Raw genomic sequence first — 25227 nt, forward strand, 5'->3', positions numbered from 1 at the left:
ATTAAAGGAAGACTGTCCTGACTCACATAAATATAACGGCCTTGTTTTCAGAAGCAGATAAACATATTTCCAACAGAGATACACCACTCCGTAAATAGGAATAAAATCATGCCTGCCCCTTATGATGCCTCTCAAACCCTCTTATTAGATCAGGATTTTAAAAAATTTATCACGCCCGAGACATTCTCTACACCGCCAAAAGAAGTTTCTGCCTTAGACCTGTCCCAAAACAATCCTCATATTAAGGCGATTATTACAAATTTTGCGGTTGGCGTTTCGGAAGAAATTCTTGAAAAACTTCCCAATTTAGAAATTATTTCTGTCTTTGGCGTTGGTGTAGATCGCCTCCCGCTTCAAAAAGCAAAAGAACGTAAGCTGAAAATTACAACAACCGCAGGCGTCAATGCAGACGAAGTTGCTGATACGGCGCTCATGCTTCTGCTAAATTTAAACCGTCACTTTCTTGGAAATGTTCAATGGATGGAAAATGGCTCTTGGGTCAAAATTGGCGAACCGCCCCTTGGTCATTCGATTAAAGGGTCAAAAGTGGGCATTGCTGGCTTTGGTGCGATTGGCAAAGCCATTGCCGAGAGACTTTCTGTCTTTGGGGCTGAAATCCGCTATTTTAACCGCAGTGCAGCTCAAACCGCTTTCAAACGTGAAGACAGCATAGATTCATTGGCAGACTGGGCAGACACGCTCATTTTAGCGCTTCCCGGAACTCAAGAAACGCAAAATATTATCAATGAAAATATTTTGAAAAAACTTGGTGCAAATTCTGTTCTTATTAACATTGCCAGAGGTTCCTTAATTGATGAAAAGGCTCTGATTGAAGCCCTCAAAAACAAAACAATCCGAGGCGCTGGTCTTGATGTTTTCCTTAATGAGCCTAACATCAATCCTGCCTATTTAACGCTTCCTAATTGTGTGCTTCAGCCCCATCAAGGCTCTGCGACATGGGAAACACGCCAAGCGATGGCGTGCAATGTTGTCCAGAATTTACAAGCGCATTTTTCTAAGAGAGCGCTTCTTACCCCTCTTAAAGGCTTTGCATAAATTTAAGCCTTTAAAAATACAAAAAGCCCGCTTTTTAGCGGGCTTTTTTAAATAATGAATCTCTATTTTAAGCGTTATCTTGCTTTTCAGCCGCCCTTACAGCAAGCTTTGCAAAACCTTCAGCAAAAATATTCGCATAACCCTGATGGGGCTTGCGAATAGCCATATCTGTCGTTTCAGATAAAACTGTTTTATTAAAAACCTGAATCGCCGTTTCCTTAAAATCCTCTTCTGAAAGCTTTTCTCCCACAAGGCGTTTCTGAAAAGCTCTCACCAAAGCATCTGTAAAAGCAACATGTTTTTCAATAGCTTGCTTAGAACCGCCAAGCTGCCCAACGGCTTCCTGTACGATAGAATGAATATCTGACATCTATTCCTCCAACTTTTTCTTTAAAATTAACCTCTGCCAGAATATCCCAGCGATCTCAGTTCCACATTCTGCCTATTCTCTTAAAAGTTTCAAGTCTCAAAAGAAAAATAGCTTCTCCACCTTCTTTTAATGAAGAAGGTGGAGCGTCCCACGGGCAATGTTAATAAGTGGCTGAGGCCAAACACCTAAGACCATGACAAACGTTGTCGAGAAAACAACCATTAGGCCATCTGGCTTGCAAAACCAAAGAGAAGAGAGCTGAACCTCAGACTGTGGCGCTTCTTTGAGGTACATCGTAATCACAACCCGCAGGTAGTAATAAAGCCCCAAAGCAGAGCCTAGAATAATTGCCCCAGTCAGCCACCAAAGATGCGCATCAACAGCAGATGCAATCACATAGAATTTGCCAATAAAGCCAAGCGTTAAGGGAATCCCTGCAAAAGAAACCATCATCAATGTCATTAAAGTCGCAATGAAAGGCGAACGCCAGAAGATTCCACGATATTCATCTAAGGAATCAATTTCAGCACCAGCTTTCTGCGTTGACAGCACACTCACAATCCCAAAGGCAGCAAGATTGGTTGCCACATAACCTGCAAGATAAACGCCTATTGTCTCAAGAGCAAAAGCCGAAGCCTTCAAAGCCACAACCGCAACCAGCAAATATCCAAAATGCCCAATGGAAGAATAGCCTAAAAGACGCTTTACGCTTTTCTGATTGAGCGCCATTAAATTTCCAAAAACAATGGAAATAAAAGCCATCACAGCCAAAAGAAGCTGCACATCGCTTCCTAGCCCTGCAGGAATATAAAAAACCAAACGGACAAGGGCGCAAAAAATAGCGACCTTACTCGCCGTTGCAAGAAAGGCGGAAACAGAAGCATGTGCCCCCTGATACACATCAGGTGTCCAAAGATGGAAAGGCGCAAGAGAGAGTTTAAACCCAAGCCCCACCATCATCATTCCAAAACCAATAAGGAGTAAAGGCGAATAAAGCGCTTCACTCGAAAAAGATCTTCCAAATCCAGCGAAAGAAAGATCTCCTGTATTGGCATAAATCAACGCTATCCCAAACAGAAGGAAAGAAGAGGCTACTGCTGACAGAACGGTATATTTAAGACTTGCTTCTAAAGCATGTTCCCGCCCAAAAGCATATCCAACCATTCCAAAAACAGGCAAAGAGAGCAATTCAACGCCCAAAAACAGTGAAGCAAAATGATTTGAAATTGCTAAAAGCAATCCACCCAAGCAAGCCATCAAAAGGAGTAAATAAAATTCATCCTTATTATCCGTAAAATTTTTCAACCAAGGATAAGCGAAAAGGCACGTTCCCAAGCCAGAAAAGAGAATTAAAGCACTGTAAAACAGTCCGTAAAAATCCACACGGATTAAAGACGTTACCGAAACAGCCCCCACTTGATTGGCAAAATAAAGGGAAACCATTGCAGCGCCCAGCCCAAGAGCTGTCAGTGTTGCATTGAGAAAATGATTCCGCTTCCAAGCAATAGAGAGCATGACAAGCACGACAGCCAGCCCGACAATAAACAAAGGAAGCAATGCGATCAGTTGTTGCGAAGTGATAGTCATGACGATTTACAACCCTGCCGTAGGAAGAAAATGAGCAAGCCACTGCTGGAGGTCACTCATGGCATAATGAGAAGTATCCAAAATCAGTTGAGGCCAGAAGCCAACCAAGACAAGCAATATTGCAATCGGAAAGATAAGAATAAGTTCCCGAGCAGACATGCTTGGAAGTGTCTCGGCGACAAGCTCGCTTTTAGGCGGACCAAAATAAGTGCGGCGCATCAAGGCCAACGCATAAATTGACGCAAAAACAAGCCCAAAGGTTGCAATAATGGCAATCAGAGGTGCACTGGCATACGTTCCAAAGAGAATCATGAATTCCCCGATGAAGTTCCCTGTGCCTGGCATTCCCAACGTTGCAACAGAGAAGAACAGGGCAAATCCTGGAAGATATTTAATTTTATCCCAAAGCCCCCCCATCTTGCGCATATCACGGGTATGGAGACGTTTGTAAATCTGTCCGCAAAGAATAAACATGCCCGCTGCGGAAAGACCATGTGCCACCATCTGAACCACAGCCCCCTGGTAAGCCAGCTCACTGAGTGTGTAAATCGCAATCAGCACAAATCCCATATGCGAAATAGAGGTATAAGCGACCAAGCGTTTCATATCGTACTGGCTAAAGGCCATCCAAGCGCCATAGAAAATACTCAATATTCCCAACCACATCGCAATATTCGAAAAATCTAGCGAAGCATGTGGGAAAAATGGCAAAGCAAAACGTAGCAACCCATAAGCAGCTGTTTTAATCAAAATACCTGCCAAATCCACAGAACCTGCGGTTGGTGCCTGCGCATGGGCGTCTGGCAACCAGCCATGCAAGGGAACAACTGGCATTTTAACCGCAAAAGCAATGAAAAAACCAAGCATCAAGAGATATTCAACCTTATAGGACATCTCTGTATGCAAGAGATCCGCATAGTTAAATGTCCAAACATGGGTTGCGCTATGATGAACAAAGACCAATCCCAAAATGGCAATAAGCATCAAAAGACCGCTCGCCTGCGTATAAATAAAGAACTTAATCGCAGCGCCTGTCCGTGTCTTATTCGCATCTGGGTCATCATGTCCCCAAATGGCAATCAAGAAATACATTGGGACAATCATCATTTCCCAAAAGACGAAGAAAAGGAACATGTCAACGGCAAGAAACACACCGATAACACTGCTCAAAATCCACATCAAATTGAAATAAAAGAAACCTTTGCTTGTTTGAATTTCCTGATAAGAGCAAATCACGGCGCTCATCGTCAGCAGAGCCGTCAAAGCAATCAGCACCATAGAGAGACCATCAATGGCCAAATGAATGGAAATGCCAAAACGTGGAATCCACGGCAGCATATATTCCATCTGCCATTGCGGCATACCGACTGGCTGGGTCAGGTGATAACCACCTGTTACCCACATCTGCAATGAAAGCAGCAGCGTTCCAACCGTGCCAACAACCCCGAGGCAAAAAGGAAACTTGTCGCCCAGACGTTCTGTCCACCAGCAGAAAAGCCCAACAACAAAGGGGATTAAAATGAGCCAAGGTAATAACATGAGACGTCCTTCCCTTATTTTAAAATCATCTGCATTGGATCAGAACCCAACAATCAATACGGCCATCATGAGGACAACCCCAATCCCCATGGAGGCGACATACCAACGTAAATAACCATTTTCACTCAAAAGAATAAATCGGCTTGCCAAACGAGACAGACGGGCAGGTATGTCCATCGTCAATGAAAGCGGATCCATTTTTAAAAGCACGGAAATCAGCGCATACGGTTTAACAAACAGCACCGCATAAACCTCATCAAATCCCCAGCCTACAAGCCACCAATGGGAGAAAAACCGCCCAACAGCACTTGAAGAGACTGCACTCACAAAGCGCCTCTGGCCAAGCCATAAAACAGCGGCCACCGCAATCCCAGAAAGGGCAATAACCGCAGAGCTTCCTTGCAGAAGCAAGGTTTGGTGAGAGGAAAGCTCAAGTGTTTCTGGCAAGACCCCTTTGAGCGGAAGGACTATCAAACCGCCTACAAAGGTCGATAAAACCGCCAAAATGCCCAGAGGAAAATATTCCGTAATCGCCTTGCTCGCATGGGCGTGGATTTGCTCCTTGCCATGAAAGACAATAAAGATCATGCGGAAGGTATAGAGAGAGGTCATAAATGCCCCTGCCAACCCCGCCAGCATTAAGTTGATATGCCCACTTACCATTGCGCCAGCCAAAATTTCATCTTTACTGAAGAAACCAGCGGTTAAGAGGGGCACAGCTGAAAGTGCGCCTCCCCCGACAAGGAAGCAGATATAAATCAACGGAATGGATTTACGAAGCCCCCCCATCTTGAAAATATCCTGCTCGTGATGGCAAGCCAAAATAACAGAACCTGCGGAAAGGAAAAGCAAAGCTTTAAAGAACGCATGTGTCATTAAATGGAAGATAGCGCCATCCCATGCCTGTGCGCCCAACGCCATGAACATATAGCCAATCTGACTCATCGTTGAATAAGCCAAAACACGCTTAATATCCGTTTGCACCAGCGCCGCAAAGCCTGACAAAGTCAAGGTCACTGCACCGATAATCCCGACAAGCTCCAAAATTTGAGGCGTCATCAAAAACAGAACATGCGTCCGAGCAATCAAATAAACACCGGCAGTCACCATCGTTGCCGCATGGATCAAGGCAGAAACAGGGGTCGGCCCTGCCATCGCATCTGCGAGCCAGACCTGCAATGGAATCTGTGCTGACTTACCAACAGCACCGCCGAGAAGCATCAACGTCCCCCAGCTCAGCAAAACATCACCGTTCGCAAAATGCTGCGGCGCTAATTGTGCCATTTCATGGAAATTTAATGTACCAAGGCTTTGATAGAGGATAAACATCCCAAAAGCCAGCAGCACGTCTCCCACACGGGTTACAATGAACGCTTTTTGAGCCGCACTGTCGTTTTTAAGTTCTGTATAATAAAACCCAATCAGCAGATAAGAGCAAAGGCCAACCCCTTCCCAACCGAGATACATCAAAAGCAAATTATCGGCTAAGACCAAGACCAGCATGCTGGCGATAAAAAGATTGGTGTAGGCAAAGAAACGGGAATATCCTTCCTCACCACGCATATAATAAGAGGCATAGATGTGGATAAGGAAACCAACGCCCGTAACAATAGAAAGCATTGTCATGGACAGCCCGTCCAACCAGAGGCTGAAATCAATATGGAAATTGCCAACCGACATCCATGTCCAAAGAAGCACTTCAATCGGCTGATGGCCATGGGTTAGAAATTGGAAATCGGCCAAAGCCGCAACCACGGCAGAACAGCCAATCGAACCACAACCAATCAGAGCCGAAACCCTTTCTGATAAACGCCCAGCGGAAAAACTCAATAAGAGAAAACCAATCAGGGGAAATAAAAGCGTTAAACCTAACATATTCACCCCCGCAATTCGCTGACAACATCAATATCAAGATGCTGATAGCGGCGATAGAGTTGAAACAAAAGCGCTAAAGCGACACTGGCTTCGGCAGCGGCAAGTGTCAGCGCCAGAATATACATGACCTGCCCATCTGCCTGCTGCCAGCCACTGCCGACAACGACAAAGGCCAACGCCGCAGAATTGAGCATCAATTCAAGGCAAATCAACATAAAAAGAAGATTGCGGCGTATCATCAGACCGAAAAGGCCTAGGCTAAATAAAATTGCGGCCAGAATTAAGCCGTGTCCCATCGGAATCATACCCGCTCCTCCATCTCTACCTTTGTTCCATCGTCCTTACCCAAAAGATTGTCTCGCCCAAGGTGGAAAGCCACAACCATGCCCGCCAAAAGGAGCATAGAGGCCAACTCCACAACAAAGAGATATTCGCCAAAGAGAGAAAGTCCGACGTCTTTCACGCCAATGACTTCGCCTTCCATGATCTGAGAACTCTGCCCAAGGAGCGCAAACACGACCACAGCCAATAAAATCGCTGATAAGATCCCCGGGCCAATCCATAATTTAGGACTAAGCCATGCCTTTTCCTGATTTTCCTCAACTTTTCCAAGATTGAGCATCATCACAACAAAGACAAACAAAACCATGATGGCTCCGGCATAGATAATCACTTCCAATGCCCCAGCGAAATATGCGCCCAGAGAAAAGAAAATCCCTGACATGGCTAAAAGCGAAATCAAAAAATATAAAAGCGCACGCACGACATTGGTGGATGTCACCACTCTCAACACGGCTAAGATGGCAATAAAAGCGCAACTGTAAAAAGAGAATTCCATGTCAATCGCCTTATGGTAAGAGATCTTTTACGTTGATCGGTTTAGCTTCATTCTCTGCGTCACCTTTACCTTTGCCGGTAACGGCGACACCGCTCATGTGATAGAAATTATAATCAGGATATTTTCCAGGCCCTGAAATCAAGAGATCTTCTTTCTCAAACACAAGGTCTTGACGCTTATATTCTCCCAACTCAAAATCCGGTGTCAGCTGAATAGCCATTGTTGGACAAGCCTCTTCACAGAAACCGCAAAAAATACAGCGGGAAAAATTAATACGAAAAAACTCTGCATACCAACGCCCGTCTTCTCTTTCTGCTTTTTGAAGAGAAATACAGCTTGCAGGGCAAACCGCAGCGCACAAGTTACACGCCACACAGCGCTCTTCTCCATTGGGATCAAGTGTCAACGCAATCTTGCCGCGAAAACGTGGAGGAAGGTAAACAGGCTCTTCTGGATACATAAGAGTTTCACGTTTTGAAAACGCATTTAAAGCGACAATCCAAATACTGCGAAGCTGTGTGCCAACGCCAACAAGTAATTCTTTAAGTGTCATTCTCTTTCTCCCCGCCTATTGCGCTTTCCAGAAAATAAGAGCTGCGGTAACAAGGAAGTTTAACAATGTCAGTGGCAGACAGATCCTCCAACCGAAGGACATCACCTGATCATAACGTGGCCGAGGCAATGCCGCACGGATAAGAATAAACATAATCATAAAGAAACCTGTTTTAAGGCAGAACCAAAGCCATGCCGGCAAGAAAGGCCCAAGCCATCCGCCAAAAAACAAGGTCACCATCAAAGCCGAAACGGTCACAATGCCGAGATATTCGCCGACAAAGAACATCCCAAATTTCATACCCGAATATTCAAGATGATAACCGTCTGCAATTTCCTGCTCTGTTTCCGGCTGATCAAAAGGATGACGATGGCAGACGGCCATGCCTGCAATGCAAAAAGCAAAAAAACCAAGAAATTGCGGAATAACATTCCATAAATGGGCTTGGCTTTGAACAATATCAATTAAATTATAAGACCCTGCCTGCGCCACAACCCCTAAAAGAGCAAGCCCCAAAAAGACCTCATAACTCAATGTCTGAACCGCAGCACGCATTGCGCCTAGCAACGAATATTTATTATTGCTCGACCAGCCTGCAAACAAGACAGCATAAACTCCGAGCCCTGCAAGCATCAAGAAAAAGAGAAGTCCAATATTTAAATTGGCAACAACAATACTTGACGTCATCGGCACAACAGCAAAAGCCAACAGTAATCCCGTAAAGGCAATGGCTGGCGCCATGATGAAAATCAAAGGGTCTGCGAATTTTGGCACCCAGTCCTCTTTAAAGAACATCTTCACCATATCGGCGACCAGCTGAAGCGAACCGCCCCAGCCAACACGGTTAGGCCCATAGCGGTTCTGAAAAAGTCCCAAAACACGGCGCTCAATAAAGCTCATAAGCGCACCAACCATGACGACAACCAAGACAATCACAGCGGCTCTTATAATGCTTAATAAAATATCGAGAAAATCTGGTGTCAGCCACTGCATTATTTCATCCTCCTCGACAAATCACAATTTTTATAAGCCATTTCTGGCGCTAGCGTTGGATAACCAAGAGGCAAAGCAACCTGTCCTTCGCTCAAATTCTCCGAAAGCGTAACAGGAAGTTCAAAACGCTTACCCTCATGTTCCAAAGAAAGCATTTCTCCTGCCTTTAAGCCGATCCGATCTGCCTCTTGTCGATTCAAAGATGCAGAAGCCTTCGACATTCTTTTTTGGAAAACAGGTGAACGCTGGGAAAGCTCTTCGCTGCCAAAAAGCTGATAATCGGGCACAATACGCCATTTCCCAGCGTGAGGCTGAAACGCAGCTGGAATTTTGGTGAAATAATGCAAGCCTTGTGAAGCCGTTTCAAAGAAACGCTTCCCTGGATCGCCATGGCGCAAATGCCCCCCAACTTCATCTTGAAATTTATTCCAAGCCTGTGGAGAGTTCCAGCCTGGCGCCCATGCAAAAGGCACTTCAGAACGTGCGGCGGAAGGCTGGTTATTTCCTTCCATCGAAAAGGCAAACATACTATCAGGGTCTTGTGGCTGGCGTGGCTCGTGCACACTGATGTCAGCCCGCATGGCTGTACGTCCACTAGAACATTGCGGCGAACGTGGAAGCTTCTGCCCAAGAATTCTAAAATCGGCGTTTGGCGCAACATCTTTAAGCGCTTTTAATTCAGGAAATTCTGCTGTGAGATTTTCAATCACGGCATCAAGCTGTCCCCAATTAACGTCCCCTTTTTCCTTAAAATTACGAATAGCGTAAATCCAGCGCCAGCTTTCCGCCATAACCACAGAAGTATCGTAAAAAGCAGGATCATAAACTTGGAAGAAACGTTGGGCACGCCCTTCATTATTGACAACTGTGCCATCACCTTCTGCAAAACTTGCCGCAGAAAGAAGATAATTGGCCTTATCAGTAATGGCATTCGTTTGATGATCCAGAACAATAATATTTTGAGCTTTCTCAAGCGCCGCATGAACTTTGCCAGAAGAAATATGACGGGAAAGATCATTTTCTAAAATAATCACCGTATCTGCTGCCCGTGTTTCGAGCTGATTCAGCGCCTCCTCCACAGAGCCGCCTCCGATCATGCCTAAACCAACAGAATTAACTTCCTCCGCAACCAAAGCAATGCCAACCTCTGAACCTTTTTCCTTCAGCGCCTTAGCCACATTGGCAGCAGCTTCCAGCACCTCAATCAAACCAACTTGCGTGCCTGAAATAATGAGAGGTTTTTTTGCATTCGAAAGCGTTTTTGCAATTTCTTCCGCTTTCTCCTGCAATTCTTGGCTTAGCCCCTCTACCGCTGGCGCATTTCCATCAATCGCATGGGCGATAGCAAACCCCAAACGGGCTTGGTCTTCTGCAGGTGCGCAATAATGGAATTTTGCGACATCTTCTAAACGGGTTTTATCGGTGTTTGTGACAAAAAGAGGAAAACACTCGCCCTGTGCAACATTTTGGAGCGCCGCTGCTTGCCAATCCGCAATCGGGACAATGGCGGCTTTGTCACGCTCGCTCATATTTGAAGTATCTCTTACATCAACCCCTTCCATCGACATTTCCTGCGCCTTGCGTTTTAAGGCCTGACGCACTGCCAATGCCATCCGTGCGCCTGTTTGGGTAATGTCTTCCCCAAGCACCAAAACAGCATCATATGCCTCAATCTCACGCAAAGAAGGTGTCGAAATACCGCCTTCCTTTAAAATTTTCAGCAATAGATTGAGTTTATCCATTTCTAATTGGGAAAGGCCAGTATAAAAATGGCTAGCGCCAACCAGAGATTTTAACGCTAAATTACTCTCAAGAGAGGCTCTGGCAGAGCCAATGCCAATCACTTTCTTTGATTGATCCAAAACATTGCTAACTTCTTCAAGCATCAACTCTGCATCAAGCTGGATAGACGTCTGAGAGGCACGTTTCTGAGGATGTTTTGGACGATCTTTTAAATTGACATAGCCATAGCCAAAACGCCCACGATCGCAAAGGAAATAATGATTTAGCGTTCCGTTATAACGATTTTCAATACGGCGTAATTCCCCATAACGCTCGCCCGGACTAATATTACAGCCTAAAGAACATTGCTGGCACACGCTTGGCGCAAACTGCATATCCCATTTACGGTTATAGCGTTCTGTATGCGTTTTATCGGTAAAAACACCTGTTGGGCAGACTTCAACCAAATTTCCTGAAAATTCACTTTCCAGCGTGCCATCTTCAACACGCCCAAAATAAACATTATTATGTGCGCCAAAAACCCCAAGATCACTACCGTCCGCATAGTCTTTGTAATAACGAACACAACGGTAGCAGGCGATACAGCGATTCATCTGATGCGCCACAAACGGCCCTAAATCCTGATTTTGATGGGTGCGTTTTGAAAAACGGTAACGGCGGAAACTATGCCCCGTCATTACCGTCATATCTTGTAAATGACAATTTCCGCCTTCCGCACAGACAGGGCAATCATGCGGATGATTTGTCATAAGCCATTCCACGACACTTTTACGGAAAGCAACCGCCTCCTCATCGTCAATGGCAATGACTGAGCCTTCCGCAACTGGCACCATGCAAGACATAACCAAACGGCCACGCTTATCATCCTTGTCCTTAAACTGCTTCACAGCACACTGCCGACAAGACCCCACGCTTCCCAGCGCAGGATGCCAACAAAAATACGGAATATCCAGCCCTAGAGAGAGACAGGCCTGTAAAAGATTCTCCGAACCCTTAACTTCATATTCTTTGCCATCGACGTAAATTGTAGCCATTTTAGCTTTCTTTCACATTAAAATCGTCAACTCACCCGAATGTTGGGCTAAAATGATTAGGTTGAATGCCTTTCACAGTCCATGAAGTCTTCGCAGGCTCGGCTTTGATACCTGCCTCGAACTCATGGCGGAAATATTTCAACGCACTCTGTAACGGCTCAACCGCTCCAGGTGCTAAAGAGCAAAAACTATGCCCCGGTGAAAGACTACGGCAGAGATGTTCAAGTGTCTCAATATCCCCTTCCTGACCTTCGCCTGCCTCAATGGCACGGAGGATCTGTACACTCCACGGCAAACCATCACGGCAAGGCGTACACCAGCCACAAGATTCATGCGCAAAAAATTCCATCAAATTACGGGTTAAAGGCACCATCTCCGTTTTATCATCGACTGCCATAGCTAAGGCCGTTCCAAGACGGCTTCCTGCCTTGCCAATATCCGCATAGGTCATTGGCGTATCCAAGTGATCTGCCGTCAGGAAATCCGTTGAAGCGCCTCCTGGAAGCCACGCTTTCAATTTCAATCCATCTTTCATGCCACCAGCATAATCTTCGAGAAGTTCACGGGCAGTAATCCCAAAAGGCAATTCCCAAAGACCCGGATTTTTGACAAGCCCCGAAAAACCCATCAATTTTGTGCCGGCATCACTGCATCCTTTAGAAAGGCTCTGATACCACTCCACCCCATTGGCCATAATCTCAGGCACATTACACAAAGTCTCTACGTTATTAACGCAGGTTGGCTTTCCCCAAGCCCCAAATTTTGCTGGAAAAGGAGGCTTCGCACGGGGATTGGCTCTCCGCCCTTCCAAAGAGTTAATCAAGGCTGTTTCTTCGCCACAAATATAACGCCCAGCACCAGTATGTAAGAAAAGCTCAAAATCAAACCCCGTGCCGAAAATATTCTTTCCCAGAAAGCCTTTTTCTCTCGCTTCAGCCAAAGCACGGTGTATATGCCCAGCCGCCTTAAGATATTCGCCACGCATAAAAATATAGGCACGCTGTGCGCCAATCGCGAAAGCGCTAATCAGCATGCCTTCAATCAAAAGATGCGGCAACTGCTCTAAAAGCACCTTATCCTTATAAGTGCCTGGTTCCATTTCATCGGCATTGCACAAAAGGTAACGTCTCTGCCCTTCATGTCCCTTTGGCATCAAGCTCCATTTTGTTCCTGTGGAGAAACCAGCGCCACCGCGCCCTTTTAACCCAGCATCCTTCACCATTGTAACGATTTCTGCAGGGGTCTTCGCCGTTAAGGCTTGACGAGCCGCAACATAACCATTTTTCTGCAAATATTCTTCGAAGTAAACGGGCTGGCCATCTTCCCGCAGACGCCATGTCAAAGGATGCGTTTCAGGCTTACGAATAATCTGCTTCATGGATAAGCCTCCAAAAGAGCGGGAATAGCATCAGGTGTTAAACGGCTGTGAAGACATTCATCAATCATCACGCTTGGCCCACGATCACAGTCTCCTAAACAGCAAACAGGTAAAAGCGTGAAACGCCCATCTGGCGTTGTCTGACCAGGCTTAATCTTCAAAAGCTTTATCAAAGCCTCCTCTAAGCCTCGATACCCCGTGATATGACAAACCACATCATTGCAATAACGGATAATATGACGGCCTACGGGCTGGCGGAAAATCTGACTGTAAAACGTCGCCACCCCTTCCACATCGCTTGCAGGGATTTTTAGAATTTCTGCAATCGCATAAATCGCCCCATCAGGCACCCAGCCACGCTCTTTCTGAACAATTTTCAGCGCTTCAATCGAAGCCGATCTTGGGTGTTCATAATGCCCCATTTCATGCTCTATGAGCTCACGCTCTGTGGCGGTTAATTCAAAAGCCTCGCTTTGCATTTTAGAAGGTTCCTGCATCTTAACGATCCACATCTGACATAACGAAATCAATACTTCCCAAATACACAATCAAATCAGGCAAAATACTGCCCCGAATTGTCGCTGGAATTTGCTGCAAATGGGGGAAACTCGGTGTCCGAATACGGGTTCGGTAGCTCATCGTCCCTCCATCACTCGTAAGATAATAACCGTTAGCGCCCTTTGTTGCCTCAATCATCTGAAAAGATTCATTTGCAGGCATTACAGGCCCCCATGAAGAATGAAGGAAGTGTGTAATCATCGTTTCAATATCACGCAATGTCCGCTCTTTTGGCGGTGGTGTTGTCAAAGGATGATCCGCCTTAAAGGGGCCTTCAGGCATATTATTTAGGCACTGCTCAAGAATACGCATGCTCTGATACATTTCCTCAACCTTGAGCATCACTCTCGTATAGCAGTCACTCACACCGCCACCAATCGGCACGTCAAAATCGAAATTCTCATATCCAGAATAAGGGCGTGCCTTACGCACATCAAAATCAATCCCCGTTGCCCTTAATCCAGCACCTGTAACGCCCCATTCTACGGCTTCACTTGCCGTATAGGCCGCAACACCTTGGGAACGCGCCTTAAGAACAGAGTTCTCCATCGCCGCTTTCACATAGACTTTTAAGCGCTTTGGCAGCCAATCTAAAAATTCCCGCAGCAATTTATCCCAACCTTGGGGCAAGTCATGCGCCACACCGCCAATACGGAACCATGCCGGATGCATACGGAAACCCGTAATCGCCTCCACCACATCATAAACTTTCTGACGATCCGTAAAGGCAAGAAAAACAGGCGTCATACCGCCAACGTCTTGAATAAAAGTGGAAAGATACAAGAGGTGGCTATTGATACGGAAAAGCTCTGAAAGCATCACCCTGATCGTTTTCACACGGTCTGGAACAGCAATCCCTGCCAATTTTTCAACTGCTAAAACATAAGGCATTTCATTGACGCAACCGCCAAGATATTCCACACGGTCTGTATATGGAATATAGCTGTGCCAAGACTGGCGCTCCCCCATTTTCTCTGCACCGCGATGGTGATAGCCAATATCTGGCACACAATCGACAATTTCTTCCCCATCAAGCTGCAGAACAATTCGGAAAGCTCCGTGCGCAGAAGGATGGTTCGGACCGAAATTAAGGAACATGAAATCTTCATGCGCCGTTTGACGCTTCATTCCCCAATCTTCTGGCTTAAAGGTCAAAGATTCCATCTCAAGCGCTTCTTTCGCCTTCGTAAGCTCGAAAGGATCAAATTCCGTTGCTCTGGCAGGATATTCTTTACGAAGCGGATGCCCCTTCCACGTCTTAGGCATCATAATACGGGTTAAATGGGGATGATTTTCAAAAACAATCCCAAACATTTCCCAAGTTTCCCGCTCATACCAATTTGCATTCGGGAAAAGCCCTGTGAGAGTTGACAGACGAAGATCTTCATCTTTCAAGGCCACCTTGATCATGACATCTCTGTTTCGCCCTAAGGACATAAACTGATAAAAAACCGTAAAATCTGCCTCTGGCAATCCCTCACGATGCGTCCGCAGGCGCTCATCCACGCCATGCAAATCAAAAAGCATCGAATAAGGATTAGGCAAATTTTTCAGAAATGCTACAATTTCGAGAAGCTTCGCACGAGGAACCCAAAGAACAGGCATACCCATACGGGTTGGCTGAACCGTAAAGGAATCCTCTCCAAAACGCTGACGCAATTCGCTGACGACGGGATCTGTCACATGATCTCTTGTCTGAAACGCCATAGAATCTTGAACCCTTACATCGACCATATCATCTGCACCATTTAAAAATTGACGGTTACGGCTCGGCTACCTTTGTTATTGCCACCCCATAAAACTAAATCGTATCAGCTGTTCTCAAATCTTTGACGGCGGCACGCTCATCATGTTTGCGTGATTTTTCCGACTGCATATTAGCACGGTAAACCCCTTGCTCCCCCACTACCCAAGAAAGCGGACGGCGCTCCTTCCCAACAGAATCTCGCAGCAAAAGCAAAGCCTGCAAATAAGCCTCAGGGCGTGGCGGACATCCAGGAATATAGACATCCACAGGTAAAAACTTATCAACCCCCTGCACCACAGAATAAATATCGTACATACCACCCGAATTGGCGCAAGAGCCCATCGAAATGACCCATTTCGGCTCAACCATCTGATCATAAAGGCGCTGGACAACAGGCGCCATTTTTGTGAAACACGTCCCTGCAATCACCATCAAATCCGCCTGACGTGGAGAGGTTCGCATCACCTCCGCACCAAAACGAGCCACATCATGCACAGATGTAAAGGAGGTTGTCATTTCAACGTAACAACAAGAAAGACCAAAATTGTAAGGCCAAATAGAGTTCTTTCGGCTCCAATTCGCCATGGAGTGAAGCACCTGCTCCAGCTTACCCATAAAAACATTCTTATGAACAGCTTCCTCTATCGGATCTTTAACAATCTGCTGATCTTGAAGGGGATAACGGTCATTCGGGCCGTCTAGCTCTGCTCTGGTGAGGGTGTAATCCATAATTAATGCCTCGAAACCTTAATCTCTTCTTTGTTTTGAAGGGTACGGCGAGAACGAGCTGGAATCCAATCCAAAACGCCAATCCGCATGAGATACACTAAGCCCGCCAGCAAAAGAAGGATGAACGCCACCCCCTCGACAAAGCCAGCGGCATCAATTTCCCTAAGAGAAACCGCCCAAGCATAAAGATAAAGAATCTCCGCATCAACAATAACGAAGATCATTGCGATTAAATAAAATTTTGCTGAAAAACGGAGACGGGCGGTCCCAACAGGATCTATCCCAGATTCAAAAGGAACATGCTTTGCTCTCGCCCTTGCACGCCCTCCGACAAGCCATCCACCTAAAAGCATAATCCCTGCTAATAGGAGCGATAGAATACAGAAAACAGCAAACCCCCAGTTATGGGCCAGAATCTGAGCCTGATGAGATACCAACATACGCATGCTTCCACTTACACTTAAAAAATAAGCAAGAATCCTACTAACAGGCAGGAAACTTTACACATGGACAGCCCATTAAGGAGGCTGTCATTTTAACGAAAACCAGTCGCCTCTATGTCTAATTTCTGGAGACCACTTAAAGCCCTAAAATATTTCATGTCAATTTAAATAAACCGTTTTTTGTACGTTTTTTCCGAGAAAAGAAACGTCCTTTTCACATACCCTTTTTGAAGCTTGGTTTTCTGGGATTCCTTGGATTTCTACGTCAGACACTCTTGCAAAAAAGCCACGCAAATCTAATTTGTTAGAGGTGCGTTATTTATAAAATCCAGCCAAAAAAGAATCTCAGGAGATCCATTATGCCAATCGTTAAAATCAGCCTTGCTGAAAATACCGTCACCCAAGAGCAAAAAGATAAAGTGGAAGCAGGTGTCCGCAAACTCCTCATCGGCATTATGCACAAAGACCCCAAACGAATTTATCTTTCTTTCGAGGAAGCCCCCAGAGCAGAACTTGAAGCGCGCATTCAGGAGAATGATACAAAATGACGGACAAAACACCTCAAAGAAGAGAGCCTCTCGCCGTCCATGTTTTTTGGCAGAAATTAAAAGGGATTCAAATTAACTGGAAACTTGCCCTCTTTTGGGCGGCTGCAGGCATGGTAACAAGCATTCTCATTCGAATGCTCAATTTTTAGAGCATACCAACAACATCATACTTCTCTTTCACCTTACCTTGAAATAATCTATATCGACAACCTGTTTACAAAAAGTAAACTTGTTGTCGAATAGGAGATTTAAAATGAACGAGAGTAAAGCAGATAAGCTTACAAATATTACCCTATCCGTTTTTAAGCTAAACGGACAACTCATTGAATGGGGCAATTATTTTTCCCATCCACACGGATTAACCAGCGCCCGATGGCAAATCCTCAGTGCAATTTCACTGGCGTCCCAGCCCCCTAATATCCCCCAAATCGCAGCCACCATGAGCATTTCTAGGCAAGCGGTTCTCAAACAAATAAAACCGCTGATAGCGATGGGATTTATTGAAGTCCAAACGAACCCTACACATAAACGCTCCCCTCTTTATACGCTCACAGAACAAGGGAAAAGCACCTATCAAGCGTTAAATAAATGCTGGAATCAGCACGTCCAAAAAATGGTGAAACAATTTAACAGCAGCGACTTAGATGCGGTCATTCAGGTGCTTTCTGCCTTGTCTGAAATTCACATCCCTATTGCAGAAACATAATCTTGCGCATGCCTTCCTGCCTTTCAGGCGATGCCGACATTTCATTTTCAAGAGAAATCTGATGCCTAAAATTATTCATCCCAGGCTCACGGCCATGCTGACCATTATGGCCTTCTGGCTTTCAACCCTTATTTCTGAGTTATTTTGCTCTCAAGCAACCATTGTTGCTGTCAAAACAAGTATTCCTTGGGACTTTCTTTTACTTATTCCTGCCTTAGCCCTCACAGGAGGATCTGGTGTTTTCCTCTCTAAAGGACGAAGACAAGGACTTATCGGCACGAAACTCAAGCGTATGCCCTTTATCGCTGCAAATGGTCTTCTGATATTGATTCCAGCTGCACTCTTCCTTGCCGCGAGTTCAAAAGCAGGAAAGTTTGACACAAGCTTCTATAGCGTGCAGGCCATTGAGCTTATTGCTGGCGCAATCAATATCACCCTCTTAGCCATGGGAATGCGTGACGGCCTAAAACTCACACAATATCGCCGAAAAAGGAAGCCAAAGCTTCTCTAATAAAAAGAGCTTTAAAATTCAATTTTTCTAGGAAAATGGTGGAGGGGGTTGGATTCGAACCAACGTAGGCGTACGCCAGCGGATTTACAGTCCGCCCCCTTTAGCCACTCGGGCACCCCTCCACAAAGTCGGGAATCTTTGTTCTTTGAAACAAGATATGGCTATGAATTACCTATGCTTTACGTCAACGTCAAGGGTTTTCTGCTTTTTACTTTCACAAAAACGCTAAAAAAAGCTATTCTTAGCCCAGCCCGATAAATGATTATCTTTACTACCCTTTTATTAGAGTTTTCTATGAGTGATAAACGCCGCCCCTCCCGCAACCGTGCCGAAAAGACCCATCGCCGCCGCTCTGGCCGAAATGGCGGAAGTTACTGGCTTTATGGGCTTCATGCCGCCATGGCGGCGCTGGAAAATCCAGATCGGGATATTTTAGAAATCCGTATTGGGGAAAGCCTGCCTGACGAAATTTACCATGCGATTTCGCAGCGCCGCCTTTCCGCACAAAGCAATGACCGGCAGGCGCTTTCCGAGCTTTGCGGAATGGACGCCGTGCATCAGGGCATTGCAATGAAGGTCAATCCGCTCAAATGCGAAATGACACTGGAAGAGGCCGCAGCTGCAAAAGGCTCTATTCTTGTACTGGATCAGGTCACCGATCCCCGCAATGTTGGAAGCCTCCTCCGCTCTGCGGCTGCCTTTAATGTCGCCGCTATGATTGTCCAAGATCGCCATGCCCCTCAAGAAAATGGCGCAATGGCAAAAACAGCCTCTGGGGCACTCGATATTGTGCCTGTCATTCGTGAGACCAACCTTTCCAGAGCCATTGAAATTCTCAAAAAAAATGGCCGTTGGGTTGTCGGACTGGATGCGGACGGCGAGAGTCTTCCAAAAGCAGACTTAACACCAAGCAAAACCGTCCTTGTTCTCGGTGCGGAAGGCAAAGGCATGCGCCGCCTTGTCGAAGGAAATTGCGATGCAACCCTCAGTATCCCGATGAATCCGATTATGGAAAGTTTTAACGTCTCCGTTGCTGGGGCGATTGCGCTTTACGAAATTAACCGTAAATAAGCGCTTCTTAGACACTTAAATGAAAAGAGATCAAAAAGGCGTTCCTTTGAGCGCCTTTTTCATACCCTGCCCCCTTTCGTCCACACGAAGAATATTTAACAAAATATTTACAAGCTTTAAAAAGACGCTTAGCCTCATTCTCCCATCTTTAAACGTCTCAGAAGAGGATCACCGCATAAAAATCAAAGAAATTGCGAAAACCCGCTATACGAGCAATGCCTTTGACCTCCAGCAAAAACTTTCCGAAAAAACAATTAACGACCTTAAAGAAGTCCTGCGCCTCACGCCCTCTTCCTGTAACTTGCAACCATGACATTTCTTTTTTGTCTCTCATCAAGAAAATAAAGATAAAATTGCCCAATCCATGGAAGGCATCTCTTCTGAAAACCAATCCAGAGTACAAGATGCTTCTCTTGTTGTCATTTTCTGCTCCCAACTCAAAATTGATGAGGCATATCTCACGCAGCTTTTGGATCAAGAGGAAGCCGATAGACGCTTCAGAAGCCATGAAGCCCGTCTCCGACAGGAGAAATTGCGTCAATATTATGTTGGAAAACTCTCTGCAGACTCCAGCCAAAACTGGTTCAAACACCAGCTTTATATTGCGCTCGGCGCTTTCCTGATTGAAGCCAAGGCGATGGGATTAGACGCATGCCCGATGGAGGGATTTGATCCCCAAAAACTTGATCAGATCTTTGACTTAAAAGAAAAAGGATTGAACAACACAGTTCTCGTGGCACTTGGTCATCATAGCAAAGACGATTTTAACAAAGACCTTCAAAAATCCCGTCTAAATTCAAAGAGACTCTTCACAAACCTCTAAAGAAAACACCGCATCGCAAAAAATTTCGCCTAAGAGACATTGCTCTTAGGCGAAACATATTCTTTCTGCCTTAATGAGCTGGTGTTTCCGGTGCTGGCAAAGGTGCGCCAAGCGGTGCTAAACCAGCTGGCTACTGCGGTTGAGGGGTTGGTTGGACAACGCCCTGCGCAGGGGGCTGCTGTAAAGAAGCGACAGTCGAAGGCGGCGACATGCGCAATTCTCTTAAAACACGTCCTTTGTCGGGATACCAGACCAAAATGCGCTCTTCCGTGCCACCAACCGTTTTACCTGCAACAGGTGGAACAGCCCGTGTCACCACAACCCCAATGCCCCCATCTGGCAGACTTAGCGCATAACGAAGCCCTTCACCTGGCAATTTTGGATAATTCAAAACGACAGGCGTATCATTCGTAATTTTAGCAGAATCTGTTGCGGGCAGACGTTCAGGTGCTTTATCTGCCACAGGGAGTACCATTGTTTGCGCTGGCGCAGAATGTTTTTTGGCGTACATCTTGTGAATCACAAAACTGCCTAATCCGACAACTGCAACCACGATTGCAAGCGCCATCACAAAGATGCAGGCAATCAGCATTTTTTCAAAACGTGGTGAAAAGGCTGTAATTCGGGCAATACCGTCCCCCTCATCGATTTCTTCTTCGACAACCGCTTCTTCTTCAATCTCTTTTTTAGCCATCGCTTTGGAGTATCCTCTTTTCACATAAGATGAATTTTGTCTCTATCACATAAACATCTTATAAGTCTGTTATTCGCTTTTATTTTCTCTCTTTTACACGTTTTCTATGACTTCATCAGTGCTTACTTCTTTTCAGATTCCTCAAAATCTCGACCAAAATCGAGCAGACCGTGTTACCGCAGACCTTTTGCCACATCTGTCCCGAAGTAAGGCGAAAACCCTGATTGAAGAACACGGATTTTACCATAATGGGCTTTTTTCAAAAGACCCTGGATTGCGTGTCAAAAAAGGGGATAAAATCACTTTTGATGAATTTCTTTCTAAACCGCAAGAACCTACGAAAACCATTGCCAAAGAGATTCCTTTAAATCTCCTCTATGAAGATGCCGATGTGATTCTTTTGGACAAGCCTGCTGGCCTTGTTGTCCACCCAGCCCCCGGGCATTTAGACGATACACTGGTAAATGCCCTCGCTGCGCACTGCCCTGCAGTCTTCTCTGCGAAAGAAAACAGAAATTTTACAAAACTTTACGGTAATGAAGACCATCCTGAAAATTATGGGGGGGAAGAACGGCCTGGCATTGTCCACCGTTTGGATAAGGAAACTTCAGGCGTTATGGTTGTGGCAAAAAGCGCTCTCGCCTTTAGGGAACTTTCCAGAGCTTTTGCTGAACGCGATCTTTCCCGCCGTTATATCGCCCTTGTCTGGGGGAATCCTCCTGATGAGGGCGAATGGGAGGGCAATATTGGACGCTCACGCACAGACCGCAAAAAAATGGCGGTTTTAAAAGACTCTGGCAAACCTGCCAAAACCTTTTTTAAAACCTTAGAGCGTTTTGGGAAGAATGATGAAAATCTTGCACTTGTCGAATGTAAACTGGCAACGGGGCGCACCCACCAAATCAGAGTGCATTTTTCCCATTATGGTTTTCCCCTTGTAGGCGATCCTGTTTATCTTAAAAGAATTCCCCGTTTTGCAAAAATGCTTTCACCTGAAATGCGGAATCTCCTTCTCGATTTTCCACGACAAGCCCTTCATGCTGCCCATCTAGGATTTAAACATCCACGAACAGGCGAATGGGTAGAATATTCCACCAAACTCCCTGATGATTTTGAAGAGATCCTGCAATCTTTGAGGCAGATTAAAAAAATTGAAGAAAAAGCTTCTATTTAGACTTTTTTTCTTTCAAACTCTTCACTAAATGAAGAGGGAGTGACTACGAAAAAGTCCCTATTGGAGAGCGCATACGTTATGAATAACCGCACCTTGCCTGCCTTGACGCCTGAGGGAAGCTTAAATCAGTATCTTCAAGATATTCGTAAATACCCTATCCTAACCCCTGAAGAAGAAAAAGATTTAGCAAAGCGCTGGCGGCATCAGCAGGATCATGATGCGGCCTACCGTCTTGTTACCTCTCATTTGCGCCGTGTCGCAAAAATTGCCAGAGACTATCACCGCATTTACGGCCTGCCGATTGCAGAACTTATCAGTGAAGGCAATATCGGCATTATGCAGGCCATTCAGCGCTTTGATCCCGATAATGACAAACAGGCACGCCTTTCCACCTATGCGACTTGGTGGATCAAGGCCGCCATTCAGGAATATATCCTCCATAGCTGGTCCTTGGTAAAAATGGGGACAACGGCGGCGCAAAAAAAACTATTCTTTAATCTCCGAAAAGAAAAACGGAAACTTCTGGCTTACGGCGATGGCGATCTGCATCCAGAACAGGTGACACATATCGCACGTCAGCTTGGTGTACCAGAGCAAGAAGTTATCTCGATGAACCGACGTTTAGCTGGCCCGGAAAGAAGCTTAAATGCGCCTCTTCAAAATGATGATGGCGAAGGCGGACAATGGCAAGATTGGCTCGTCGATGAAGCGCCCTCTCAAGAAGAGCTTTACGCCGAGGAAGAAGAATATAGCGAACGCAAAGGCCTCTTAGACGAAGCGCTCATGACACTCAATGAAAGAGAGCGTCATATTGTTCAAGAGCGCCGGCTCAAAGAAGAACCGCAAACGCTCGAAGACCTCTCCCATCATTACGGTGTCTCTCGGGAACGTATTCGCCAAATTGAAGCCAGAGCCTTAGAAAAAATTCAAAAAGTCATGATGGCTAAAGTGGCAGAACAGCGTAAAGCGCAGGAAAGTCTTCCAGCTCTTGGAAAGTAATTTAAAAGATAAATCTTTTTTAAAAATCTCTTTGTTTTAAGAGTGAAAATTTCCTTATTGAGTACTTACTCATTTTTTGTTATAGTGAGTTCATTCCAAGAGGAATCGAACAGTTTTGATTCCTCTTCAAAAATAAATTTGAATGATGGCAACCAGCTCTGTGGAGATGTGTCCTTTATTCAAAACAAGATTTATCTTTTTAAATGAGAGGATTCACATTATGCGTTTAAGTGCTCGTAACCAAGTCGCTGGTACCATCAAGAAAATCGAAAAAGGGGCTGTTACTTCCCAGATTCAGATCGAAGTTGCTGCTGGCGTCGTTATCACAGCTGCTATCACAAACGAAGCTGTCGCTGAACTCGGCCTCGAAGTCGGCAGCAAAGCAACCGCTGTTATCAAAGCTTCCAACGTTATGGTTGCTGTCTAATTCTTTCTTCTAAAAAGAATTAAAAAAGGGCGTAAGGCTTTAAGCTTTACGCCTTTTTTCATGCGGTATTTTATAAAATTTAAGTGTAAAGGCTTTAAAAGAAATTAAGTATTTCCTCAATTTTAGATAAGGATTTACATTCGTTTTTCTTCTCCGTACTATCATATTCCACTTAAAATTCGTTTTAAAATTCCTCTCTCACTTCTACTGGAAAAGAACTTTGACAACAAAACAGAACAATATGCGTATTAGCGCACGCAATCAAATGACGGGGAACATTCACGCCTTTCATAAAGGCGCTATCAATACCTTAATCGAAATTATCGTTGCGCCTGGCGTTATTGTCTCGTCCACCATCACAAATGAAGCCTTTGAGGAATTAGGCCTTGATCTTGGAAAAGATGTTGTAGCGATTATAAAATCCAGCGACATTATGGTGGGCGTTTCTGACTGGGAAGCTGGCTATCCTAACGCAAATGCCAAATAAAAATCGCTTTAAAATACTCTGCTAAATGCAAAAAACCCGTCTTCAAGACGGGTTTTCTTTTGCTCTGGTGTTTGAAGAGGAAAGGGCATGATCCTTTCCTCCCTAAAAATTAAGCAAGCCCTAAAGAACGTCCGACCTCTTCCAGAACAACAACGGCTGGGAGGGCTTTACCTTCCATCCATTCCAAGAAGGCTCCGCCTGCTGTGGAAACGTGGCTCATTTCGCCAAGTACGCCTGCCTGACGCAAGGAAGCAACCGTATCCCCACCACCGACGATGGATTTCAATTTGCCTTCTTTTGTCAAACGGCCTGTTTCTTTCGCAATGGCATCTGTAGCGGCATCGAAAGGTTTAAATTCAAAAGCCCCAAGAGGACCATTCCAAAGCAGTGTTTTCAAAGAAGAGAGTTTTATTTTCAGCTCTTCCGCAGATTTTGGACCAACGTCCAAGATCATTTTATCGGCTGGAACATTGTTAATATCGCAAACTTCTGTTGGCGCATTGTTTTCCAATTTAGAAGCTACAACCGCGTCAACTGGCAAAATAATTTCACAGCCTTTCACTTTCGCTTTGGCGAGAATTTTGCGCGCTGTTTCGTGCATCTCTGGCTCTTCAAGAGATTTACCGACAGAGACGCCTTGCGCTGCGAGGAAAGTATTCGCCATCGCTCCGCCGATTGCCAAAACATCAACCTTGTCAATCATGTTTTCCAAAACGGCTAACTTGGTAGAGACTTTTGAGCCGCCTACAATCGCAGCGATTGGATGTTCTGCGGAGTCACTTGCTGAAGCAAGGGCTTTCAGCTCACTTTCCATTTCACGGCCAGCATAGGTTGGCAGATCTTTGGAAATGCCTGTTGTGGAAGCATGCGCACGGTGAGCGGCAGAAAAGGCATCATTAACAAAAACATCGCCATTTTCAGCCAATTCTTTTGCAAACTGAGGGTCATTGCCTTCATCGCCAGCATGAAAACGGGTATTTTCCAAGACCAACACATCACCATCTTTAAGTTTTGCAACGGCTTCTTTAGCTTCTGGCCCGACGCAATCAGAGGCGAATGCAACTTTTGAACCTAAACGGCGTGCCAATTCTTCCGCCACAGGGCGCAAAGACATTTCAGGAACGACTTTGCCTTTTGGACGGCCAAAATGGCTCAAAATAATGACTTTCGCTTTTGCATTCTGCAAAAATTTTACCGTTGGAAGCAAACGTTCAATACGCTCCGCATCACTGACTTTGCCATCTTTCATAGGCACGTTCAGATCGGCACGGACAAGGACACGCTTGCCTTCAGGATTTTTAATTTTTTCCAATGTTGGGATTTTTGCCATTTTTATAATCCTTA

At 45.4% G+C, this 25227-nt stretch carries 26 protein-coding genes and 1 tRNA gene; 10 read left to right on the forward strand and 17 right to left on the reverse strand.

Features of this window, described 5'->3' with window-relative positions; translation table 11 throughout:
• Positions 1–108: 108 nt before the first annotated feature.
• Positions 109–1056, forward strand: coding sequence for a 2-hydroxyacid dehydrogenase (locus tag FAI40_02830; protein QCE34357.1), 948 nt, complete (start codon positions 109–111; stop codon positions 1054–1056).
• 67 nt (positions 1057–1123) lie between these two features.
• On the opposite strand, the gene FAI40_02835 is transcribed toward FAI40_02830, so the two are convergent.
• The 14 genes from FAI40_02835 to FAI40_02900 form a co-directional block, all read right to left on the reverse strand.
• Positions 1124–1426, reverse strand: coding sequence for a hypothetical protein (locus tag FAI40_02835; protein QCE34358.1), 303 nt, complete (start codon positions 1424–1426; stop codon positions 1124–1126).
• A gap of 126 nt (positions 1427–1552) precedes the next feature.
• Entirely contained in the window at positions 1553–3013 is a 1461-nt protein-coding gene (gene nuoN, locus FAI40_02840; protein ID QCE34359.1) for an NADH-quinone oxidoreductase subunit NuoN, read from the reverse strand.
• Positions 3014–3019: 6 nt separating this feature from the next.
• Entirely contained in the window at positions 3020–4552 is a 1533-nt protein-coding gene (nuoM, locus tag FAI40_02845) for an NADH-quinone oxidoreductase subunit M (GenBank protein QCE34360.1), read from the reverse strand.
• A gap of 39 nt (positions 4553–4591) precedes the next feature.
• Positions 4592–6433 (reverse strand): NADH-quinone oxidoreductase subunit L, encoded by a 1842-nt coding sequence (nuoL, locus tag FAI40_02850; protein QCE34361.1) that lies wholly within the window; start codon positions 6431–6433, stop codon positions 4592–4594.
• Positions 6430–6732 (reverse strand): NADH-quinone oxidoreductase subunit NuoK, encoded by a 303-nt coding sequence (gene nuoK / locus FAI40_02855; GenBank protein QCE34362.1) that lies wholly within the window; start codon positions 6730–6732, stop codon positions 6430–6432. Before nuoK ends, nuoL begins: the two co-directional genes overlap by 4 nt.
• Positions 6729–7265 (reverse strand): NADH-quinone oxidoreductase subunit J, encoded by a 537-nt coding sequence (gene nuoJ, locus FAI40_02860; protein QCE34363.1) that lies wholly within the window; start codon positions 7263–7265, stop codon positions 6729–6731. The genes nuoK and nuoJ overlap by 4 nt, the downstream gene beginning before the upstream one ends.
• 10 nt (positions 7266–7275) lie before the next feature.
• Positions 7276–7818 carry an NADH-quinone oxidoreductase subunit NuoI gene (gene nuoI, locus FAI40_02865; GenBank protein QCE34364.1) on the reverse strand — a complete coding sequence of 181 codons (543 nt, stop codon included), beginning with the start codon at positions 7816–7818 and terminating at the stop codon, positions 7276–7278.
• A gap of 15 nt (positions 7819–7833) precedes the next feature.
• Entirely contained in the window at positions 7834–8811 is a 978-nt protein-coding gene (gene nuoH / locus FAI40_02870; GenBank protein ID QCE34365.1) for an NADH-quinone oxidoreductase subunit NuoH, read from the reverse strand.
• Entirely contained in the window at positions 8811–11588 is a 2778-nt protein-coding gene (gene nuoG, locus FAI40_02875) for an NADH-quinone oxidoreductase subunit NuoG (GenBank protein ID QCE34366.1), read from the reverse strand. Before nuoG ends, nuoH begins: the two co-directional genes overlap by 1 nt.
• Positions 11589–11619: 31 nt before the next feature.
• Positions 11620–12966 carry an NADH-quinone oxidoreductase subunit NuoF gene (gene nuoF, locus FAI40_02880; protein QCE34367.1) on the reverse strand — a complete coding sequence of 449 codons (1347 nt, stop codon included), beginning with the start codon at positions 12964–12966 and terminating at the stop codon, positions 11620–11622.
• On the reverse strand, positions 12963–13463 hold the full coding sequence (gene nuoE / locus FAI40_02885) for an NADH-quinone oxidoreductase subunit NuoE (protein QCE34368.1): 501 nt from the start codon (positions 13461–13463) through the stop codon (positions 12963–12965). Before nuoE ends, nuoF begins: the two co-directional genes overlap by 4 nt.
• A gap of 1 nt (position 13464) precedes the next feature.
• Positions 13465–15258 carry an NADH-quinone oxidoreductase subunit C/D gene (gene nuoC / locus FAI40_02890; protein ID QCE34369.1) on the reverse strand — a complete coding sequence of 598 codons (1794 nt, stop codon included), beginning with the start codon at positions 15256–15258 and terminating at the stop codon, positions 13465–13467.
• A gap of 67 nt (positions 15259–15325) precedes the next feature.
• Positions 15326–16000: an NADH-quinone oxidoreductase subunit B gene (locus FAI40_02895; protein QCE34370.1), complete on the reverse strand. Its 675-nt coding sequence runs from the start codon at positions 15998–16000 to the stop codon at positions 15326–15328.
• Between the two features lie 2 nt (positions 16001–16002).
• Positions 16003–16440, reverse strand: a complete 438-nt coding sequence (locus FAI40_02900) for an NADH-quinone oxidoreductase subunit A (GenBank protein ID QCE34371.1) — start codon at positions 16438–16440, stop codon at positions 16003–16005.
• A gap of 362 nt (positions 16441–16802) precedes the next feature.
• Here FAI40_02900 and FAI40_02905 point away from each other — a divergent pair, with 362 nt between their 5' ends.
• The 3 genes from FAI40_02905 to FAI40_02915 all read left to right on the forward strand — a co-directional run bounded on the left by FAI40_02905 (position 16803) and on the right by FAI40_02915 (position 18208).
• Entirely contained in the window at positions 16803–16991 is a 189-nt protein-coding gene (locus FAI40_02905; GenBank protein QCE34372.1) for a hypothetical protein, read from the forward strand.
• Positions 16992–17244: 253 nt separating this feature from the next.
• Positions 17245–17697, forward strand: coding sequence for a winged helix-turn-helix transcriptional regulator (locus FAI40_02910; protein ID QCE34373.1), 453 nt, complete (start codon positions 17245–17247; stop codon positions 17695–17697).
• Between the two features lie 61 nt (positions 17698–17758).
• Positions 17759–18208, forward strand: a complete 450-nt coding sequence (locus tag FAI40_02915; GenBank protein QCE34374.1) for a hypothetical protein — start codon at positions 17759–17761, stop codon at positions 18206–18208.
• Between the two features lie 36 nt (positions 18209–18244).
• Here FAI40_02915 and FAI40_02920 read toward each other — a convergent pair.
• Positions 18245–18330, reverse strand: a tRNA-Tyr gene (locus FAI40_02920).
• Between the two features lie 136 nt (positions 18331–18466).
• Here FAI40_02920 and rlmB point away from each other — a divergent pair.
• Both rlmB and FAI40_02930 read left to right on the forward strand, forming a co-directional pair.
• Positions 18467–19279: a 23S rRNA (guanosine(2251)-2'-O)-methyltransferase RlmB gene (rlmB, locus tag FAI40_02925; GenBank protein QCE34375.1), complete on the forward strand. Its 813-nt coding sequence runs from the start codon at positions 18467–18469 to the stop codon at positions 19277–19279.
• A gap of 364 nt (positions 19280–19643) precedes the next feature.
• Positions 19644–20102: a hypothetical protein gene (locus tag FAI40_02930; GenBank protein QCE34376.1), complete on the forward strand. Its 459-nt coding sequence runs from the start codon at positions 19644–19646 to the stop codon at positions 20100–20102.
• A gap of 130 nt (positions 20103–20232) precedes the next feature.
• Here the strand turns inward: FAI40_02930 and FAI40_02935 are convergent, their stop codons facing one another.
• Positions 20233–20796 (reverse strand): hypothetical protein, encoded by a 564-nt coding sequence (locus FAI40_02935; GenBank protein QCE34377.1) that lies wholly within the window; start codon positions 20794–20796, stop codon positions 20233–20235.
• A gap of 106 nt (positions 20797–20902) precedes the next feature.
• On the opposite strand from FAI40_02935, the gene FAI40_02940 reads away from it, so the two are divergent.
• The 4 genes from FAI40_02940 to FAI40_02955 all read left to right on the forward strand — a co-directional run bounded on the left by FAI40_02940 (position 20903) and on the right by FAI40_02955 (position 23883).
• Positions 20903–21970: an RluA family pseudouridine synthase gene (locus FAI40_02940; GenBank protein QCE34378.1), complete on the forward strand. Its 1068-nt coding sequence runs from the start codon at positions 20903–20905 to the stop codon at positions 21968–21970.
• A 78-nt stretch (positions 21971–22048) separates the two neighbouring features.
• The gene (gene rpoH, locus FAI40_02945; protein ID QCE34379.1) at positions 22049–22969 is read left to right on the forward strand and encodes an RNA polymerase sigma factor RpoH; all 921 of its coding nucleotides are present in this window, start codon (positions 22049–22051) and stop codon (positions 22967–22969) included.
• A gap of 220 nt (positions 22970–23189) precedes the next feature.
• On the forward strand, positions 23190–23396 hold the full coding sequence (locus FAI40_02950) for a transporter (GenBank protein QCE34380.1): 207 nt from the start codon (positions 23190–23192) through the stop codon (positions 23394–23396).
• Between the two features lie 241 nt (positions 23397–23637).
• Entirely contained in the window at positions 23638–23883 is a 246-nt protein-coding gene (locus tag FAI40_02955; GenBank protein ID QCE35726.1) for a molybdenum-pterin-binding protein, read from the forward strand.
• Between the two features lie 109 nt (positions 23884–23992).
• Here FAI40_02955 and FAI40_02960 read toward each other — a convergent pair whose 3' ends face one another.
• A complete protein-coding gene (locus FAI40_02960; GenBank protein ID QCE34381.1) occupies positions 23993–25213 on the reverse strand; it encodes a phosphoglycerate kinase in 1221 nt (406 codons plus the stop codon).
• Between the last annotated feature and the right edge of the window lie 14 nt (positions 25214–25227).

The sequence above is a fragment of the Acetobacteraceae bacterium genome (assembly GCA_004843345.1).
Taxonomy (GTDB): domain Bacteria; phylum Pseudomonadota; class Alphaproteobacteria; order Acetobacterales; family Acetobacteraceae.

What these genes read in the sequence shown, in the direction of transcription:
- FAI40_02830 (QCE34357.1), top strand. Translation starts at nt 109, where the DNA reads ATGCCTGCCCCTTATGATGCCTCTCAAACCCTCTTATTAGATCAGGAT.
- FAI40_02835 (QCE34358.1), bottom strand. Translation starts at nt 1,426, where the DNA reads ATGTCAGATATTCATTCTATCGTACAGGAAGCCGTTGGGCAGCTTGGC.
- nuoN (QCE34359.1), bottom strand. Translation starts at nt 3,013, where the DNA reads ATGACTATCACTTCGCAACAACTGATCGCATTGCTTCCTTTGTTTATT.
- nuoM (QCE34360.1), bottom strand. Translation starts at nt 4,552, where the DNA reads ATGTTATTACCTTGGCTCATTTTAATCCCCTTTGTTGTTGGGCTTTTC.
- nuoK (QCE34362.1), bottom strand. Translation starts at nt 6,732, where the DNA reads ATGATTCCGATGGGACACGGCTTAATTCTGGCCGCAATTTTATTTAGC.
- nuoJ (QCE34363.1), bottom strand. Translation starts at nt 7,265, where the DNA reads ATGGAATTCTCTTTTTACAGTTGCGCTTTTATTGCCATCTTAGCCGTG.
- nuoI (QCE34364.1), bottom strand. Translation starts at nt 7,818, where the DNA reads ATGACACTTAAAGAATTACTTGTTGGCGTTGGCACACAGCTTCGCAGT.
- nuoH (QCE34365.1), bottom strand. Translation starts at nt 8,811, where the DNA reads ATGCAGTGGCTGACACCAGATTTTCTCGATATTTTATTAAGCATTATA.
- nuoG (QCE34366.1), bottom strand. Translation starts at nt 11,588, where the DNA reads ATGGCTACAATTTACGTCGATGGCAAAGAATATGAAGTTAAGGGTTCG.
- nuoF (QCE34367.1), bottom strand. Translation starts at nt 12,966, where the DNA reads ATGAAGCAGATTATTCGTAAGCCTGAAACGCATCCTTTGACATGGCGT.
- nuoE (QCE34368.1), bottom strand. Translation starts at nt 13,463, where the DNA reads ATGCAGGAACCTTCTAAAATGCAAAGCGAGGCTTTTGAATTAACCGCC.
- nuoC (QCE34369.1), bottom strand. Translation starts at nt 15,258, where the DNA reads ATGGTCGATGTAAGGGTTCAAGATTCTATGGCGTTTCAGACAAGAGAT.
- FAI40_02895 (QCE34370.1), bottom strand. Translation starts at nt 16,000, where the DNA reads ATGGATTACACCCTCACCAGAGCAGAGCTAGACGGCCCGAATGACCGT.
- FAI40_02900 (QCE34371.1), bottom strand. Translation starts at nt 16,440, where the DNA reads ATGTTGGTATCTCATCAGGCTCAGATTCTGGCCCATAACTGGGGGTTT.
- FAI40_02905 (QCE34372.1), top strand. Translation starts at nt 16,803, where the DNA reads ATGCCAATCGTTAAAATCAGCCTTGCTGAAAATACCGTCACCCAAGAG.
- FAI40_02910 (QCE34373.1), top strand. Translation starts at nt 17,245, where the DNA reads ATGAACGAGAGTAAAGCAGATAAGCTTACAAATATTACCCTATCCGTT.
- FAI40_02915 (QCE34374.1), top strand. Translation starts at nt 17,759, where the DNA reads ATGCCTAAAATTATTCATCCCAGGCTCACGGCCATGCTGACCATTATG.
- rlmB (QCE34375.1), top strand. Translation starts at nt 18,467, where the DNA reads ATGATTATCTTTACTACCCTTTTATTAGAGTTTTCTATGAGTGATAAA.
- FAI40_02930 (QCE34376.1), top strand. Translation starts at nt 19,644, where the DNA reads ATGGAAGGCATCTCTTCTGAAAACCAATCCAGAGTACAAGATGCTTCT.
- FAI40_02935 (QCE34377.1), bottom strand. Translation starts at nt 20,796, where the DNA reads ATGGCTAAAAAAGAGATTGAAGAAGAAGCGGTTGTCGAAGAAGAAATC.
- FAI40_02940 (QCE34378.1), top strand. Translation starts at nt 20,903, where the DNA reads ATGACTTCATCAGTGCTTACTTCTTTTCAGATTCCTCAAAATCTCGAC.
- rpoH (QCE34379.1), top strand. Translation starts at nt 22,049, where the DNA reads ATGAATAACCGCACCTTGCCTGCCTTGACGCCTGAGGGAAGCTTAAAT.
- FAI40_02950 (QCE34380.1), top strand. Translation starts at nt 23,190, where the DNA reads ATGCGTTTAAGTGCTCGTAACCAAGTCGCTGGTACCATCAAGAAAATC.
- FAI40_02955 (QCE35726.1), top strand. Translation starts at nt 23,638, where the DNA reads ATGCGTATTAGCGCACGCAATCAAATGACGGGGAACATTCACGCCTTT.
- FAI40_02960 (QCE34381.1), bottom strand. Translation starts at nt 25,213, where the DNA reads ATGGCAAAAATCCCAACATTGGAAAAAATTAAAAATCCTGAAGGCAAG.